This is a genomic window from Cellulosimicrobium cellulans (assembly GCF_042723955.1).
Classification (GTDB): Bacteria; Actinomycetota; Actinomycetes; order Actinomycetales; family Cellulomonadaceae; genus Cellulosimicrobium; species Cellulosimicrobium cellulans_H.
Map to the genome: position 1 here is coordinate 1 of NZ_JBHXIC010000091.1, position 16204 is coordinate 16204.

Annotated in this window: 15 protein-coding genes; 11 read left to right on the plus strand and 4 right to left on the minus strand. The window is 76.6% G+C overall.

Features of this window, described 5'->3' with window-relative positions; genetic code table 11:
• Positions 1-192 precede the first annotated feature (192 nt).
• Positions 193-765: a hypothetical protein gene (locus ACFWH7_RS18030; protein ID WP_378218532.1), complete on the minus strand. Its 573-nt coding sequence runs from the start codon at positions 763-765 to the stop codon at positions 193-195.
• Between the two features lie 151 nt (positions 766-916).
• Positions 917-1435 (minus strand): hypothetical protein, encoded by a 519-nt coding sequence (locus ACFWH7_RS18035; protein ID WP_378218534.1) that lies wholly within the window; start codon positions 1433-1435, stop codon positions 917-919.
• 198 nt (positions 1436-1633) lie between these two features.
• On the opposite strand from ACFWH7_RS18035, the gene ACFWH7_RS18040 reads away from it, so the two are divergent.
• From ACFWH7_RS18040 to ACFWH7_RS18080, 9 genes are all read left to right on the plus strand, one after another.
• A complete protein-coding gene (locus ACFWH7_RS18040; protein ID WP_378218535.1) occupies positions 1634-3682 on the plus strand; it encodes a M15 family metallopeptidase in 2049 nt (682 codons plus the stop codon).
• Between the two features lie 232 nt (positions 3683-3914).
• On the plus strand, positions 3915-5651 hold the full coding sequence (locus ACFWH7_RS18045; protein WP_378218537.1) for an ABC-F family ATP-binding cassette domain-containing protein: 1737 nt from the start codon (positions 3915-3917) through the stop codon (positions 5649-5651).
• Positions 5652-5745: 94 nt separating this feature from the next.
• The gene (locus ACFWH7_RS18050) at positions 5746-6279 is read left to right on the plus strand and encodes a DUF2087 domain-containing protein (protein WP_378218539.1); all 534 of its coding nucleotides are present in this window, start codon (positions 5746-5748) and stop codon (positions 6277-6279) included.
• 65 nt (positions 6280-6344) lie between these two features.
• Positions 6345-6884 carry an aminoacyl-tRNA deacylase gene (locus tag ACFWH7_RS18055; protein ID WP_378218541.1) on the plus strand — a complete coding sequence of 180 codons (540 nt, stop codon included), beginning with the start codon at positions 6345-6347 and terminating at the stop codon, positions 6882-6884.
• 272 nt (positions 6885-7156) lie between these two features.
• Positions 7157-7531 carry an STAS domain-containing protein gene (locus ACFWH7_RS18060; RefSeq protein ID WP_231581660.1) on the plus strand — a complete coding sequence of 125 codons (375 nt, stop codon included), beginning with the start codon at positions 7157-7159 and terminating at the stop codon, positions 7529-7531.
• Positions 7532-7595: 64 nt separating this feature from the next.
• A complete protein-coding gene (locus ACFWH7_RS18065; protein WP_378218544.1) occupies positions 7596-8873 on the plus strand; it encodes an exonuclease SbcCD subunit D in 1278 nt (425 codons plus the stop codon).
• The gene (locus ACFWH7_RS18070) at positions 8873-11656 is read left to right on the plus strand and encodes an AAA family ATPase (protein ID WP_378218546.1); all 2784 of its coding nucleotides are present in this window, start codon (positions 8873-8875) and stop codon (positions 11654-11656) included. The genes ACFWH7_RS18065 and ACFWH7_RS18070 overlap by 1 nt, the downstream gene beginning before the upstream one ends.
• Positions 11657-11754: 98 nt before the next feature.
• Complete coding sequence (locus tag ACFWH7_RS18075; protein ID WP_378218548.1) at positions 11755-12288, plus strand: SbcC/MukB-like Walker B domain-containing protein; 534 nt, start codon at positions 11755-11757, stop codon at positions 12286-12288.
• A gap of 114 nt (positions 12289-12402) precedes the next feature.
• Positions 12403-13074: a class I SAM-dependent methyltransferase gene (locus tag ACFWH7_RS18080; protein ID WP_378218550.1), complete on the plus strand. Its 672-nt coding sequence runs from the start codon at positions 12403-12405 to the stop codon at positions 13072-13074.
• Here the strand turns inward: ACFWH7_RS18080 and ACFWH7_RS18085 are convergent.
• On the minus strand, positions 13028-13930 hold the full coding sequence (locus ACFWH7_RS18085) for a helix-turn-helix domain-containing protein (protein ID WP_378218553.1): 903 nt from the start codon (positions 13928-13930) through the stop codon (positions 13028-13030). The two genes, ACFWH7_RS18080 and ACFWH7_RS18085, sit on opposite strands and share 47 nt — an antisense overlap.
• Before the next feature lie 71 nt (positions 13931-14001).
• On the opposite strand from ACFWH7_RS18085, the gene ACFWH7_RS18090 reads away from it, so the two are divergent.
• Entirely contained in the window at positions 14002-14430 is a 429-nt protein-coding gene (locus ACFWH7_RS18090) for a VOC family protein (RefSeq protein WP_378218555.1), read from the plus strand.
• Between the two features lie 562 nt (positions 14431-14992).
• The gene (locus ACFWH7_RS18095) at positions 14993-15157 is read left to right on the plus strand and encodes a hypothetical protein (RefSeq protein ID WP_170227168.1); all 165 of its coding nucleotides are present in this window, start codon (positions 14993-14995) and stop codon (positions 15155-15157) included.
• Between the two features lie 113 nt (positions 15158-15270).
• On the opposite strand, the gene ACFWH7_RS18100 is transcribed toward ACFWH7_RS18095, so the two are convergent.
• Entirely contained in the window at positions 15271-16095 is an 825-nt protein-coding gene (locus ACFWH7_RS18100; RefSeq protein WP_378218558.1) for a uracil-DNA glycosylase, read from the minus strand.
• Positions 16096-16204 lie beyond the last annotated feature (109 nt).

Genomic DNA, 16204 nt, shown 5'->3' on the forward strand with positions numbered 1-16204 from the left:
GGGCGGCGCCCCCTCCCGTTCGCGGGAGGCCCCCCGGGCGGGCCGGGGTGGGGCGGGACGTGCGGGTGGTCTCCCCACCGCCCGCACGTCCCTCTTCCCCCGGGAGCGACTCCCTGCAGCGACGGCCTCAGAATCGTCGCGCGGTATCGGTCGCCCCGTAGGCCCGCCGCACACGGCGGGCTGTCGGAACCGTCAGACCAGCCAGGCGTTGCGCTGGACGAACGGGATCTTCTTCCACGTCTTGCCGAGACCGAGCACGCTGCCCGCTCCGAGGAGGGTGAGCGCGATGATCGTCAGGGCCATCGTGATGTGGTCGTCGATGATCGGGTTGGTCACGAGCGGGAGCTCGGCCAGGTACATCAGGAGGAGCAGCAGCGTGCCGCTCACCGAGGCGACCCGCATCCCGATGCCGAGGATCAGCGCGAGCCCGATGCCGAGCAGGCCGACCATGAAGAGCACGTCGATGAACGCGTTGCCGGCAAGACCGCTGAAGAAGCCCGAGAACGTGCCCTCGAGGTTCGACAGGAAGCCGGTGGTCGGGCTGTTCCCGTTGATCCACGAGCGCTCGGCGGGGGTGGCGAACCCGAGCCCGAACGTCTTGTCGAGGAATGCCCAGAGGAAGTAGAAGCCGACCACGATCCGCAGGACCCCGAGCACGACCTGGGTGTGTCGCGGAGCGCGCTCCGCGAGGCTGAGGGTCTCCGGCTCGCTGCCTTCGACCGTGGGGAGCGGCGCGTTGGCGTTCCGCTCGATCGTCCCCTTCATCACTGTCCCCTCTCATCGACCCGGCCGGTGCGGTCGGGCTCCTGAGACCAAGCAAACCCCTGTGGAGGAAGGGTGGACGTCGGGCAAAGGTCGCCGCCCACGGGGACCTAGGTCACCGGTGAGCGTTCGCCGGCCCCTGCGGCCGGGTCGCTCAGGAGCCGGTGGAGCCGTCGAGCTCGGCGCGCAGCTCGTCGACGCGCGTGCGCAGGCTCTCGATCGCGTCCCGGACGGCGGCGTCGGCGCCGGACAGGGAGTCCGCGACCGCGTCGAGCTCGGCGGACGCGTCCTCGAGCGCGGTCTCCGCGTCCGCGAGGCGCTGCTCGGCCTCGGCGCGGGTGTCGTCCGTGGCCGCGGCCGCCTCGTCCGCCGCGGCGCGGGCCTCGTCCGCCGCCTCCTGTGCCGCCGTGACGGCGTCCTCCGCGCGCGTGCGGGCGTCGCCGGACAGCGAGCCGAGGTCGTCGGCGAGGGACCGGACGTCCTCGCCGATGGTCTCGGCCTGGGACCGCGCGTCGTCGAGGAACTGCTGGACCTGGTCCCCGGTGAGGGTGAACTCCGGCACGCTCACGGACCCGTCCTCCGCGCACCCGGACAGGGCGACGGACGCGATGACGACAGCACCGACCGCGAGCGCGCGTGACGTTGACCTGCGGTGACGCGTGGATGAACTCATGACGGCATTGTCGCGCGCGAACATGAGACGGGGGTGAGAGCCTCGTGGAGGCGGTGTACGGTAGGCGGACGAGGGCACTGTGGCGTGCAGCACACCGGCCGGTGGGCGTGCGCAGCCGTGACGTCGGGCGCGACGACGCGCTGAACCGGCGCGCGGGACCGCAGGTCCGTGGCAGGGCACGAAGCACGGGAGTGAGCGGTGAGCACCACGGCAGAGCACGAGGGCGCGGACGACGTGCCCCAGACGCCCGAGCCTGCCGCGCCCGCCCTCGCGCCGTCCCCCGCCTTCGCGCGACGCGCTCGCGCCGTCTCCCACGTGCTCATCTCCTCGGCGCTCGCGATCACGCTGGCCGCCGCGCTCGCGGGGAGCGTCGAGCCCCGCCCCGGTGCGTCCTTCTTCGCCGCCGAGGCCGCGACGGCGACGCAGGTCTCGGCGCTGTCGAGCACGCTCGGCGCAGGCCTCGACGAGGACCAGCAGCTCGACGGCGCGATCGAGGTCCTCGCGACGGCGAACTCCCTCGCCGACGGCGAGGTCACCGCTCCCGTGGAGCAGGCGCGCGCCGAGCTCGGCATGCTCCTCGCCACCTACCTCGCCCAGCAGGACGCCGCCCGCCGGGTGCCCGTCCAGGTGGTCCCCGACGGCGGGCTCGACCTCGACGAGTCGCTCGACGACACCGAGGTCCCCGAGCTCCCGGAGCCGGTCGACCCGGGCGCGGGCTCCGACGACACCGACGTCCCCGGTACGGACGAGGACGGGACGACGGTCCCCGGAGGCCCCGTGCAGCAGCCCGCGTCCGTGGACGCGGCGGGCGTCACGGACGCGGTGCGCACCTCCGCGGTCCGCACCGCGCCGAGCCCGAGCCCGACGAGCAGCCCCGACCCCACCGCGTCCCCCAGCCCGAGCGGGTCGCCGAGCCCCAGCGGGTCGCCGAGCCCGTCGCCCTCGGGCGACACCCCGACAGGACCGACGGCGCCCGGCAGCACCGGGGGCTCCCCGGGAGACCGCGCGCTCCCCGAGGACGCCGTGCCCGCTCCCGACGGCGTCGCCCCGGGGGAGCTCGGCGGCACCCAGGGCGACCTGGACGACCCGTCGGGTGACAGCGGTGACGGAGAGCACGCGGAGGACGACGACCACGCTCACGGCGACGTGACGCTCGAGGACGTCGTCGTCTCGGCGACCCACCTCGCGGACCTGCTCGGCACGGACTACTCCCCGGTCGGCGTCGTCCCGGCGGCCGGGGCCACGGCGCTCGCGGGCACGACCCTCGCGGAGCGGCTCGCCGAGGTGGTCGAGAAGTACGCCGGCTCGACGGCGCAGTACCAGAACGGGCGTATCCCGCCCGAGGCGCTGTGCGCGCTCGACTTCGCGCCGGGCAAGACGCTGCGCTGCGACGCGGCGGAGCAGCTCGAGGCGCTCGCCGCCGAGTTCCAGAAGGAGTTCGGGTACGCGCTCAAGATCACCGACGCGTACCGCCCCTACGACGACCAGGTGCGGCTGAAGGCCATCAAGCCGTACCTCGCCGCCGTTCCGGGGACGTCCCAGCACGGCTGGGGCCTGGCGATCGACGTCGGCGGCAGCGTCCCGTCGGGGACGTCGCGCGAGTACGTGTGGATGCGCATGCACGCGCCGGACTACGGCTGGGACAACCCCGCCTGGGCGCGGCCGAACGGCTCCAAGCCCGAGCCGTGGCACTTCGAGTTCTTCGCCGCGGGCAAGATGCCGACGCGGTACACGCCGTCGGAGAGCTCGACCCCGACGACCCCGCAGAAGCCGTCGACCCCGGGTGCGCCGGCCCCGGCGCCCAAGCCCACGCCGACCGAGCCCACGAAGCCGACCACGCCCACCACGCCGCCCAAGCCCACCACTCCGAAGCCGGAGCCCGAGCAGCCTGCGAAGGTCGCCGTGCCGGCCGGCCTCGTCGGCACGACGCAGGCCCAGGCCGCGGCCGCTCTCGCGAAGGCCGGGTTCACGGTCAGCGTGACGACGCAGGAGGACGCCGCCGCGGCGGGAACCGTGATCGCGGTGAACCCGGGCTCGGGCACGGAGCTCGCGCCAGGGAGCACGGTGACGATCGTCGTCTCGACCGGGCCGGCCGACCCCGAGCCTCCGGTAGACCCCGAGCCGCCCGTCGACCCGGAGCCGACCCCCGACCCCGAGCCCGGGCCGACGGAGGAACCGACCGCCGCGCCGACGTCCGCGCCGACCGAGGAGCCCACGGCGGACGCGACGGAGACGACCGCGCCCTGACGCGCGACGTCGTCGGGCCCCGCGGGGGAGTGCGGTCGCGCTGGCGGCGCCCGCTCGTGCCGCGGACCTCCGGATATTCGCGTGCGCCGCGGCGGGTGGCCGCGTAACCTCGTCGGCGATGTGATCCTCACCTGCCCCGACCGCTCCGTCCCGTCGAGCCCGTCGTCGTGGCCCCCGCGCCGTCCCTGGCGCGTGCGCGTGCCGCCCGGGCAGCTTGGTAGGTGATCGCCCCATGGCCCGTTCCACCCCAGTCCTCCGTGCGTCCGACGTCCGCGTGTCCTTCGCGGGCCGTCCCGTGCTGCGCGGCGTCGACCTCGCCGTCGACCCCGGCCACCGCACGGGCCTCGTCGGCGAGAACGGCGTCGGCAAGTCCACCCTGCTGCGCGTGCTCGCGGGCACGCTCGCGCCCGACGACGGGACGGTAGCCCGGCCCGACGACCTCGGGTTCCTGCACCAGGAGTTCCCCTACCCGCCGACGACGACCGTGCGTGCCGTCGTCGACGACGCGCTGGCCCGCGTCCGGGCGATCGAGCGGGAGCTCGAGGAGGCGGCGCTCGCCCTCGCGGGCCCGGACGGGTCCGACCCCGCCCCGGGGGTCGAGGAGGCGTACGCGCGCGCCCTCGACCGGGCCGAGCTCGCGGACGTGTGGGACGCCGACGCGCGCGCCGCGCGCACGCTCGCCGGCCTGGGCCTCGACGTCGACGGCGTCGCCGGCCGCGCGGTCGGCTCGCTCTCGGGCGGGCAGCGGACGCGGCTCGGGCTCGCCGCGCTGCTGGTGCGCCAGCCAGGCGCCATGCTGCTCGACGAGCCGACGAACCACCTCGACGACGACGCGGCCGAGTTCCTCGCGGCGGCGCTGCGCGCCCTCCCGGGTGCCGTCGTGCTCGCGAGCCACGACCGGGTCTTCCTCGACGAGGTGTGCACCGAGATCCTCGACCTCGACCCGGTGGCCGAGCCGCTGCGGGGCGCCGCGGACGGCGCGTCGCGGCCCGGTGGCGCGGCCACCCTGTACGGGGGCACGTACAGCGACTACCTGGAGGCCAAGCGCGTCGAGCGGGCGCGCTGGGAGCAGCGGTTCGAGGCCGAGCAGGCGGAGCTCGCCGAGCTGCGCCGGTCGGTCGCGGTCACCGCGCGCGACGTCTCGAAGAACCGCGAGCGCGGCAACCAGGCGAAGATCCTCTACGACTTCAAGGGGGAGCGCGTCCAGAGCCAGGTGTCGCGGCGCGTGCGCAACGCCCAGCTGCGCCTCGACACCCTCGATCGCGACCAGGTCCGCAAGCCGCCGCCGCCCTTGCGCTTCGCCCCGCCGAGCGTCGGTGGCACGGCCAGCCCCGGCGGGGGCGACGTCGTCGCCTGGGCGCGGGGCGTCGTCGTGCACCGTCCGGCGGGTACGGACGCGCCCGGCGAGCGCGCCGACCGGCTCGACATGACGGCGTCGGGCGTGCCCGCGATCGAGGTCGCGCGCGGCACGCGGCTGCTCGTCACGGGCGCCAACGGCGCGGGGAAGTCGACGCTCCTGCACGTCCTCGCGGGCGACCTCGCACCCGACGCGGGCACGGTCGGGCGGGCGCGCGGGGTGCGCGTCGGGCTGCTGGAGCAGGACGTCCACCTGCACGACGACGACCGCACCCCGCGCGAGCTCCTCGCCCTCGCGCAGGGCTGGGACCCGGCCGACCGTGCGGGCGCGCGCGAGGCCGCCGTGGACGCGCACGGGCTCCTCGCGCCGCGCGACCTCGGGCGCCCGCTCGCGGAGCTGTCGGTCGGCCAGCGGCGGCGCGTCGTGCTCGCGATGCTCGTGACGCAGGCCCCGGACGTGCTGCTCCTCGACGAGCCGACGAACCACGTGTCGCTGACGCTCGCCGGGGAGCTCATGGAGGCCGTCGACGAGTGGCCCGGCGCCGTCGTCGTCGCGTCGCACGACCGGTGGCTGCGGCAGCGCTGGACGGGCGACGTCGTGCACCTGGCGTGAGTCCCGCACCTGTCAGCACCCTAGGCGTCTCGGGACCCGTGGGGCGCGGACAACTCGCTGGCCCGGGGCGCCGGAGGGTGCTTAGGGTCGGTGGGTGGACGTCGAGCAGACCGGTGCCGTGGCGCCGGACAACGCGTGGAAGCAGGTCGTCGCGTCGCTCGCGGACGCGGGTCGGCTGGAGGTGCTCGCGCGCGTCGTGACGGAGGGCCCCGCCGAGGCGGTGCTCTCGACCGACGAGCGACGGCGGCTCGCGCCGCTCCTCGCCGCAGGGGTCGTCGTGCGCGACGACGGCGGGTTCCTGCGCGCCGCGCCCGAGCGGTTCGCGGCACTCCTCGCGACGGCGCCCACGCCCCGGCAGACCGGGCCCGAGCGGTTCCTCGTCGACGGACGCCTGCTGCGCTCGCCCAGGCGCCTGCGCGACCGCGAGCTCGTGGTGCGGTTTCTCGCGGCGCAGGTGCTGCCCCTGGAGGAGCCCGTCACCGAGCTCACCCTGACCAAGCGGCTCGCCGCCCGCGCGGCGGACCCGGTGTCGCTGCGCCGCGCGATGGTCGACGCCGGCCTGGTGCACCGCACGCGCGACGGCGCCGAGTACTGGCGCACGGTCGTCACGGAGTTCGACGACGTCTGACACCAGGCCGTCCCCGGGGTCGCTCGCCGGGGTGGGCGTCCGACGTGGCGGCTAGGGTCGGTGCCATGAGCAGCGAGCGCGCCCTCGCGGCGCTGGAGGCGTCGGGCATCGACTACACCGTCACGCGGCACGGGCGGGTGGGGTCGCTCGAGGAGGCCGCCGCGGCCCGTGGTGTGGACCCGTCGCGCGTCCTCAAGACGATCGTCGTGCGGCGTGCGGAGGACGACTACCTGTTCGTGCTCGTCCCGGGCGACCGCCAGATCTCCTGGCCCAAGCTGCGCTCCCTCCTCGGCGTCTCGCGCCTGTCGATGCCGGACAAGGAGGTCGCGCGCGACGTCACGGGCTACGAGCGCGGCACGATCACGCCGTTCGGCTCGACGCACGCCTGGCCGGTCGTCGCGGACGTCCGGGTCGTGGCGGGGCCGGGGGCCAGCGACGAGGTCGACGTCGCGGGGGACACGGACGAGCGGGGCGCGGAGCCCGACGCCGCGGCGCGCCTCGTCTCGATCGGCGGCGGCGCCCACGGCGTCGCGGCGACGGTGGACGGGCGGGCGCTCGTCGGCGCGCTGGGCGCGCAGGTCGCGGACGTCACGGAGCCGCTGTAGGGAGCGCCGCCCGTCCCGGCGCGGCGGTTGTGTGGGTTCGGAGAAAGGTCGAGGACCACCCGCTCGGGGGCTGGTGTGCACCGCGCGTCGGGTGCAGACTCGTTCTGCTCCGGTCACGGTCGCCCGGTGCGGCCCGTCTCGCGACGGCGGCGCGCGCGACCGTACGGAGCCTCGCGGGGGCGCGCGGGGAACAGGCCGTCACCGCCGGACGTTGTCCGGAGGGGCGGCCGACAGCACGCAGGACGACTCGAGAGAGACGGTGAGCGGGAACCGTGGACACAGGCAGCGCGATCGACCGGACGAGCGGGATCGTCTACGCCCCGGCGGACGGCGGCGTGGTCGTGACGATGTGGGGAGAGATCGACGCGGCGCTGCGCGACCGCGCGAGCGAGGCGATGTCCTACGTGCTGGACACGCGCGGGCGCGTGGTCGTCGACGTCGCCGACGTGACCTTCATCGACTCGTCGGGCATCGCGTTCATCATCCAGCTCTACATGCTCGGCGAGGAGGACGGCCGCGACGTGGTGCTCCGTGACCCGTCGACGAGCATCGTCGAGCTGCTCGAGATGATCGGCATGGGCGGCCGCATCCCGGTCGAGCGCAGCGGCGCGACGACGGGCCCCATCGAGGTCGTCGGCGCGGTCTGACGCCGGCCCGCGCCCGACCGCCCGGGTCCCGGATGCTGTGGGACCCGGCCGGTACGGTGCGGTCATGCGCATCCTGCACACGTCCGACTGGCACCTCGGGCGGACGCTGCACGGGGTCGACCTGCTGGAGCACCAGGCCGCGCACCTCGACCACCTCGTCGAGCTGACCCGCACGGAGGACGTCGACGCCGTCGTCGTCGCGGGCGACGTGTACGACCGCGCCATCCCGCCGGTCGACGCGGTGTCGCTCCTCTCGGACGCGGTCACGCGGCTCGCGGAGCACGCGCACGTCGTCGTCACGCCGGGCAACCACGACTCCGCGGTCCGGCTCGGGTTCGGGGACCGCGTCATGCGTCCGGGCGTGCACCTGCGCGCACGGCTGTCCGACGTCGGGGCGCCCGTCGTCCTCGCGCCGCGCCGTGGGGGCGGCACGGGCGACGCTCCGCTGCTCGTCTACGCCCTCCCGTACCTGGACCCGGACACGGCGCGCCACGCGCTGGCCGACGACGCCGGGTCCGCGGGCGCACGGGCCGGCGGTGCGCGGGCGCCGCTCGCCCGGTCGCACGAGGCGGTCATGGGCGCCGCGATGCGGCGCGTCGGGGCCGACCTCGCGCGTCGCCGCGCGCAGGACCCGGCCGCACGGGCCGTCGTCGTCGGCCACGCGTTCGTGGTCGGCGGGCTCGCGTCGGAGTCGGAGCGGGACATCCGCGTGGGTGGGGTCGACGCCGTGCCCGCCGCCACGTTCGGGGGCTGGGGGATCGACTACGTCGCGCTCGGGCACCTGCACGGGCCGCAGCGCGTCACCGTGCCCGACGTTTCACGTGAAACCCCAGGTCACGGCAGCGGGTCGGCGACCGTCGCGCGCTACTCGGGATCGCCGCTCGCGTTCTCCTTCTCGGAGCTGCACCAGCGCAAGTCCACGGCGCTCGTCGACCTGGACCGGCTGGGCGCCGGCCGAGATCCGGACGCGGTCGTCGAGCTCGTCCCCGCGCCGGTGCCGCGCCGCCTCGCGGAGGTCACGGGGACGCTCGACGACCTGCTCGGGACGGCCGGGGAGCCGCACGTCGACGACTGGCTGCGGGTGGTCGTGACGGACGCCGTGCGACCCACGGAGCTCTACGCGCGCGTCCGGGCCCGCTTCCCGCACGCGCTCCAGGTGACCCACCGCCCGCCGCGCGTCGCCGAGCGGGAGGTCGTGACCGCCGTCGGGCCGGGGCGTGACCCGCTCGACGTCGCGCGGGACTTCGTCGAGCACGTGGCGGGCCACGCGCCGAGCGACGCGGAGGTCGCCGTGCTGCGCGAGGCGTTCGAGCTCGCGCTGGCGGAGGAGCGGAGCGCCTGATGCACCTGCACTCGCTGACCTTCCAGGCGATCGGACCGTTCGCGGGCCTCCATCGTGTCGACCTCGCGTCCCTCGGTGCGTCCGGGATCTTCCTGCTCGACGGGCCCACGGGCGCGGGCAAGTCGACGGTCATCGACGCGATCGTCTTCGCGCTGTACGGCAAGGTCGCCTCCGAGGCCGCGAGCGACGACCGCCTCCGCTCGGCGTTCGCGGCCCCCGAGGTCGAGTCGTTCGTGGACCTCGTGCTGGAGGTCCCGTCGGGCGTGTACCGCGTGCGCCGGACGCCCGAGTACCGCCGGCCCAAGAAGCGCGGCACCGGCACGACGACCCAGCAGGCCTCGGTCCGGCTCTGGCGCCTGGCGGACGTGCCGTCCGCGGAGGCCCTCGCGGGGTTCGACGGCCCGCCCGGCGAGCTGCTCTCGGCGCGGCTCGACGAGGCCGGGGAGGAGATCCGCAGGATCGTCGGGCTCGACCGTCGTCAGCTCGTGCAGACCGTCGTGCTGCCGCAGGGCGAGTTCGCGACGTTCCTGCGCGCGAAGCCCGAGGACCGGGCCCTGCTGCTCCAGAAGGTCTTCGGCACCGAGCTCTACCACCGCGCGGCCGTGCGGCTCGCCGAGCTCGCGCGCGCGGCGCGGGCACGGTCGGACGGCGCGCGGCAGGGCGTGCGCGGCGCGGTCGAGCGGTTCACCGGGGCAGCGGGGCTCGTGCCCGACGACGCCCGGCGACTGCGCGCGGCCGCGCAGGACGACGCGCGGCTGCGGCGGGCCGACGAGGCCGACGTCGCCCGGGCCGAGGCGGACGTCGCTCGGGGCGCGGCGGAGGCGGCGAGGCCGACGGGCCTCGACACCGCGGACACCGCGCAGGCGTCCCCGACAGGGCTCGACGACGGACGGGCCACGGGGTTGGAGCCCGCCGCGTCCGCGGCGGCGATCGAGGAGGCAGCCGCCCCGGTCGCGGGCGTGCACGCGCTCGCCCTCGCGCGCGTCGCGGGGCTGGAGGCCGAGGCGGAGGTGCTGGCCGAGCGCGAGGTCGCGGCCAACGCGGCCCTCGTCGCGGCGCGCGACCGCCTCGACGCCGAGCGGGCGGTCGCGGACGCCGTGGACCGCCGGGCACGACTGCGCGCCGAGGAGGCCCGCCTCGCGGAGGAGGAGCCCCGGGTCGTCGACGCCCGCCGTCGCGTCGACGCCGCGACCCGGGCCGCCGTCGTCGCCCCCGCGGCGCAGGGTCTCGTCCGCGCGGAGCAGCTCCTCGCCGCCGCGCAGGACCGGCTCGCGCTCGCCCGGACGGGAGCGCCCGCGCCCCTCGCCGACGCCGACCCGACCACGCTCGAGGCGCTGCGCGCCGACGTCGCGACGGCCGGCGTGCGCGTGACCCGCCTGCTCGCCGTCGGTGCCTCGCTCCCGGACCGCGACCGTGCGGTCGCCGACGGCCGCAAGGACGTCGAGCGGGCGGCCGAGGAGCGGGCGCGCGCTCTCGACGAGCTCGCCGCGCGCCCGGCGCGCCGTGAGGAGCTGCGCCTGCGGCTGGCGTCGCTCGGGGAGACGGCCGCGACGCTCGGGGCCCGCCAGGAGCGGGCGCTGCGTGCGCGTGCGGTCGAGGAGGCGGCGCGGCAGGCCGCGACGCTCGCCGTGGAGGAGGAGGCGGCCCGTGCGGCGCGCGCCGCGGCCGCGACGGCCGCGCGCGCCGCGGTCGAGCAGGAGGCGCGGGTCCGGGCGGCCCGCATCGCCGGCCTCGCGGGCGAGCTCGCCGCCGGTCTCGTCGAGGGGTCCCCGTGCCCGGTGTGCGGCGGCACGGATCACCCGGCCCCGGCGCCGCTCGCGGACGACCACCCCACGGCGCAGGACGTCGAGGAGGCCGAGCACGGCCGGGCCGAGGCGGAGCGGGCGCTGCACGACGCCTCCGCGCGGGTCGAGGTCCTCGCGGAGCGGCTGGCCGCGCGCCGTCGGGACGCCGAGGGCCTGACGCCGCACGATGCGGCCGAGCGGGTCGCGGAGGTCGACGCGCTCGTCACGGGCGCGCGGGCGGCGGCGCACGAGCGTGCGGACGCCGAGCGGGAGCTCGACGCCCTCGACGCCGCCACGCTCGCCCTCCAGGAGCGGGCCGCCGCGCTGGCGGAGGTGGTCGCCGGCACGACGGCCCGCGTCGAGGAGCTCGCGACGACGCTCGACGTCGACCGGGCCGAGATCCGCGCGGAGGTCGCCGCGGCCGGACCGCTGGTGGAGCTGGCCGACCTGCCCGACGCCCTCGCCGACGAGGGCGGGACCCGGAATCCGGTCGCCGTCCTCGCCGCGGCGCTCGACGACCGGCTCCGCACGATCGACGCGCTCGCCGACGCGGGCGCCGCGGTCGCCACCGCGGGGAGCGCCGGGGGGGGCGGGGGGGGGCGGGCCCGCGGGCGCGGGCGCCCCGCCGGGGGGCGGGGGCGGGGCCGCCCCCCCCCCCCCCCGCCCCCCCGCCCCGCCCGCCCGCCCCGCGCCACCCCCCCCGGCTCCCCGGCGCCTCGCCCCCGCACGCGCCCTATCTCGCCGCGCTCGTCGACCGGTCGGGCTTCGTGGACGCTGCCGACGCCCTCGCCGCCGTCCTCGACGAGCCGGACCGTCGGGCGCTCGCGCGTCGCATCACCGAGCACGAGGCGGCGCGTGCCGCCACCACCGCCGGGCTCGCCGACCCCGCCCTCGCGAACCTTTCCGAGGATGCGCGGCCCGACGTCCCCGCGGCGCGGGCCGCGGTCGCGGAGGCCGAGGCGACGGCCCGGGCCGCAGCCCGCCGGCACGAGCTCGTAGCCCGCCAGGCGCAGTCCGCGTGCGCCGCCGCGGAGGGGATCGGGGCGGCGGCGGACGACTGGGCCCGGGCCCGCGACGCGGCCGAGCCGGTCGCGCGCATGGCCGCGCTGGCGTCCGGCTCCGGCGACAACGCGCACGCGCTCACGCTCGCGACGTTCGTCCTCGTCCAGCGGTTCGAGGACGTCGTCGCCGCGGCGAACGAGCGCCTCGCGGAGATGTCGTCGGGCCGGTACGAGCTCGTGCGCAGCGCGACGCGCGAGGACGTGCGCGCGCACAAGCGCGGCCTCGCGATGAAGGTCCTCGACCACGTCACCGAGCGCGAGCGTGACCCGCGCACCCTGTCCGGCGGCGAGACGTTCTACGTGTCCCTGTGCCTGGCCCTCGGGCTCGCGGACGTCGTCACCGCGGAGGCGGGCGGGGTCGAGTTGGGGACGCTCTTCGTCGACGAGGGCTTCGGCAGCCTGGACCCGGAGACGCTCGAGGCCGTGCTCGCGGCTCTCGGTCGGCTCCGGGCGGGTGGGCGCGTCGTCGGCGTCGTGTCGCACGTGGAGGCGCTCAAGCAGTCCATCGCGGAACGCATCGAGGTGCGGCGCGTGCCCGGAGGCGGGAGCACGCTCACCGTGCGAGCGTGAGGACGGCGGTGCTCGCCACGGACGTCGGCCGGGAGACACCGGCCGGACGCGCCGACGACCGGTCGAGGCGACCGGGTGCAGCGGGCCGTCCACCGGCGGCGAGGGGTGGTGCGGATGACGGGACCGACCGGGCTGGGCGGCACGGCGAGCCCCCGCGACGCCCGGCTGCGGCGGCGCTGGGACCGGGAGGCGGGCGCCTACGACCGCGGCATGGCCGTGGCCGAGCGGCGCTTCTTCCCGGACGTCCGCCCCCGCACGTGCGGGCTCGCGACGGGTGAGACTCTGGAGGTCGCGATCGGCACGGGCCTCAACCTGGCGCACTACCCGGCGCGGGTGCTGGACGGCCGTCTGACGGGCGTCGAGTGGAGCCCGGGGATGCTCGCGGTCGCGCGACGGCGGGCGGCGGAGCGGGGGATCGACGTCGACCTCCGGCTCGGTGACGCGCAGCGGCTCGACCTCCCCGACGACGCCTACGACACGGTGGTCTGCACCTTCTCGCTGTGCGCGATCCCCGACCACCGTGCCGCGCTCGCGGAGATGGTCCGCGTGCTGCGGCCCGGAGGCCTGCTCGTCCTCGCCGACCACGTCCCGTCGACGTCGTGGCCGTTCCGTGCGCTCCAGGCGATGGCCGACGTCGTGAGCGTCCCGCTCGCCGGGGAGCACTTCCGCCGCCGCCCGCTGCGCTGGGTGCTCGACGCCGGGCTCGTCGTCGAGCGGCACGAGCGCACGCGGGCGGGCGTCATCGAGTGGATCGCGGCGCGCACACCCGGTCCACGAGCTCGGTGACCGCCGCGCGCACGGGGCGTGGCGGCGCGCCGCCGTCGAGCGCGAGCGCCGCGCGGTCGAAGGCTGCGGAGAGCAGGAGCGTCAGCGCGTCGAGGCGGTCGTCGTGCGCGACGTCGTCCCCGACGCGTGGCGTCGTCGGCCGGCCCCTCCCCGCGAGGGGCGAGCCGCCGTCGCGTGAGCGGCCGGTGCCGGCCTCGTCGTCGGGGGCGGCGTCGGGTGCGCCGTCGTCAGGTGCGGTCTCCCCGGGTGCGGCGTCGTCGGGCGTCGTGTCGATCGCCGCGGCGAGGCCGGCGCGCAGCGTGCGACGGGCATGGCGCGCGTCGAGGGCGTCGGCCTCGACGGCGCCGAGCACGGCCGGGGCGTCGACGAGCAGCAGGCGCGTCCGGCCCGGGGCCGCCATCGCGTCGAGGTAGGCCCGCGCGCCCTCGATGAGCATCCCGCGGGCGTCGGGTGCGTCGGGTGCGTCGGGTGCGTCGGGTGCGTCGGGTGCGTCGGGTGCGTCGGGTAGGTCGGGCGCGTGACGCGAGCGGGGAGCGGGGGGTGCGTCGCTGGCACCGTGTGCCGTCCGGGCGGCGCTCGCGGCTGCGGCTCCGTGGACGCTGCCGAGAGGGGCGGTCCGCTCCTCGATCTCGCGCGCGACCGCCTCCGCCTCGGCCTCGACGACCGCCCGGAACAGGTCCCGCTTGTCCGCGTAGTGGTGGTAGAGCGCGCCGCGCGTGACGTGCGCGGCCGCGGCGATCTGCGGTGTCGACGCTTCCGCGTACCCGGGGTCGACGAACAGCTCGCGCGCCGCGGCGACGAGTGCGGTCCGGGTGGCGAGGGTGCGCTCGGCGTTGGTGCGACGGGTCTCTTGCATACCGACAGACTGTAGGTCATTCTTAGATACAGACAGACTGTTTGTTTTATGAGCCGCGAAGGAGAAGGACCGTGCGCATCACGAGCTGGTACCCGGTGATCATGACCGGCGACGTCGCAGCGACCGCGGCGTTCTACGTCGAGCACCTCGACCTCCGGCCGCTCTTCACGAGCGACTGGTACGTGCACCTCCAGTCCGTGCACGACGAGGCCGTGAACCTCGCCGTGCTGGACGGCGACCACGAGACGATCCCGGAGAGCGGGCGGGGGAGGGCGAGCGGGCTGCTGCTCAACCTCGAGGTCGAGGACGTCGACGCCGTCCACGACCGCTTCGTCGCGGCGGGTCTGCCGATCCTGCGCTCGCTGCGCGACGAGGCGTTCGGCCAGCGGCACTTCATCACCGCCGACCCGAACGGCGTCCTGATCGACGTCATCACGCCCATCCCGCCGACGGGCGAGTTCGTCGAGCAGTACGAGGAGGCGGCTCTTCCTGCCGGCTGACCCGGACGCCCCCTCAGAAGGTCGGCGGGAGAAACCCCGTCGAGCCGGCCGTGACCACACCCCGCGACGAGCACGACCGCGACGAACGCGGCGAGGAGCGTCACGCTCGGCGGTCCCGGTCGCACGCGCGGACGCGCGACCAGATACAGCGCGAGCGCGCCGACGACCGCCGCGGCGCACACGGCCGCGGTGCGCCAGCGGTCCGCTGACGTGCCGCACGGGACGCCGCCCGCGAGCGGGCACACGACGGGGAACGACGCGGCCCAGCCGAGGAGCGCGATCCCGACGACGGCGACCAGCACCGCCGTCCGTGCCCGGGGCCGGGTCTGACCGCCGTCGGCCATGGATCCTCCCGTCGTCGGCGCCCACAGGAGGCGAGGGACCGGTCGTGCGATCGTCGCCCGCGGTCCCGACCGGGTCACGATGTCACAAGACGGCGCCTCCTCGGTCTCTCTCGTACGGGGGCAGGAGCGGCGACCGAGGTTCGCGGTCGCCGAGCGTCATCGCCGGGTAGGAACCCGGTCCGGCCGGGGCGTCCCGGCGCCGTCGAAGGAGAGCAGCAATGTCAGCAGCATCGTCCCCGCTCGAGCGCGAGCTGCGGCGCATGGAGGTCATCGCGCGCCGCGAGCAGCTCCGGCTCGTCGGCCGCACCCTGCCGCGCGTCGCCGAGCGCCTCCGCTGGGCGGACGCCCCGCGGCGTCAGTCCCCGACGACCGCGACGCGCTAGCCGGCCCGCGAGGGCGTCGGGCGGTCGGCTCGTCGCCGCTCGACGCGCGCCGGACGGTGAGCCGCCTCCCCGCGCGGGTCCCTCGTTCGCGTGCATCCCAGGGCGCGGCCGGCTCAACCTGGGTCACCGAGGCCGGCGAGGTCACGCGCGCGGAGCAGCACGTCGTCGAGCATCTCGGGCGTGAGCCGCCCGGTGAAGGTGTTCTGCTGGCTCACGTGGAAGCACCCCAGGAGGGTGAGGGTCGGCGCGGGGGGTGGTTGCCCGCCGTCGGGCACCCCGCCCTCGGGGCGAGCCGCCACGACGTCCGCCCCGGCGGCGGGTGCCCGACGGCGCAGCGTCACCTCCGCGCCGTGCGCGAACCGTGGGCGGGGGCGCGGCACGTCCCACCCCTGCTCGGCGAGCGTGGACAGCAGCGCCTGCCACCCGAAGCCGCCGAGCACGACGGCGACGCGCACGGTCTCCCCGAGCAGCTCCACCTCGCGCGCGAGGTACGGACCGCACCGTCGGCGCTCCTCGGGCGTGGGCTTGTTGTCGGGTGGGGCGCACCGCACCGGGGCGGTGACGCGGATCCCGGTGAGGCGCAGCCCGTCGTCGGCGGACACGGACGTCGCCTGGTTCGCCAGGCCCGTGCGGTGCATGGACGCGAAGAGGAAGTCGCCGCTGCGGTCGCCCGTGAACATGCGCCCGGTGCGGTTGGCCCCGTGCGCCGCGGGCGCGAGCCCGACGACGAGGATCCCCGCCCGCTCGTCCCCGAAGCCGGGCACGGGGCGGGCCCAGTAGTCGTCGTCGCTGAACGACGCGCGCTTGACCTCGGCGACGTGCTCGCGCCACGCGACGAGCCGCGGGCACGCGCGGCACTCGACGAGGTGTGCGTCGAGCGCCGCGAGCGTCGGCGCGGTGCGTGCGGCGAGCGGGTACTCGGGGTCGTCGAACGTCACCCGCCCATTCTCCGCGCCGAGCACGACATGGGGGTCGTTCTCCGCCCGGCAACCACCCCCAAGTCGTGCTCGACCGCGAGCCGGGGGGTGGGGCGCGGCGCCGGTGGCG

Excerpts from the sequence above, each read along its gene's own strand:
- ACFWH7_RS18030 (WP_378218532.1), bottom strand. The coding sequence starts at position 765 with ATGAAGGGGACGATCGAGCGGAACGCCAACGCGCCGCTCCCCACGGTC.
- ACFWH7_RS18035 (WP_378218534.1), bottom strand. The coding sequence starts at position 1,435 with ATGAGTTCATCCACGCGTCACCGCAGGTCAACGTCACGCGCGCTCGCG.
- ACFWH7_RS18045 (WP_378218537.1), top strand. The coding sequence starts at position 3,915 with ATGGCCCGTTCCACCCCAGTCCTCCGTGCGTCCGACGTCCGCGTGTCC.
- ACFWH7_RS18055 (WP_378218541.1), top strand. The coding sequence starts at position 6,345 with ATGAGCAGCGAGCGCGCCCTCGCGGCGCTGGAGGCGTCGGGCATCGAC.
- ACFWH7_RS18065 (WP_378218544.1), top strand. The coding sequence starts at position 7,596 with ATGCGCATCCTGCACACGTCCGACTGGCACCTCGGGCGGACGCTGCAC.
- ACFWH7_RS18070 (WP_378218546.1), top strand. The coding sequence starts at position 8,873 with ATGCACCTGCACTCGCTGACCTTCCAGGCGATCGGACCGTTCGCGGGC.
- ACFWH7_RS18075 (WP_378218548.1), top strand. The coding sequence starts at position 11,755 with ATGGCCGCGCTGGCGTCCGGCTCCGGCGACAACGCGCACGCGCTCACG.
- ACFWH7_RS18080 (WP_378218550.1), top strand. The coding sequence starts at position 12,403 with ATGACGGGACCGACCGGGCTGGGCGGCACGGCGAGCCCCCGCGACGCC.
- ACFWH7_RS18085 (WP_378218553.1), bottom strand. The coding sequence starts at position 13,930 with ATGCAAGAGACCCGTCGCACCAACGCCGAGCGCACCCTCGCCACCCGG.
- ACFWH7_RS18095 (WP_170227168.1), top strand. The coding sequence starts at position 14,993 with ATGTCAGCAGCATCGTCCCCGCTCGAGCGCGAGCTGCGGCGCATGGAG.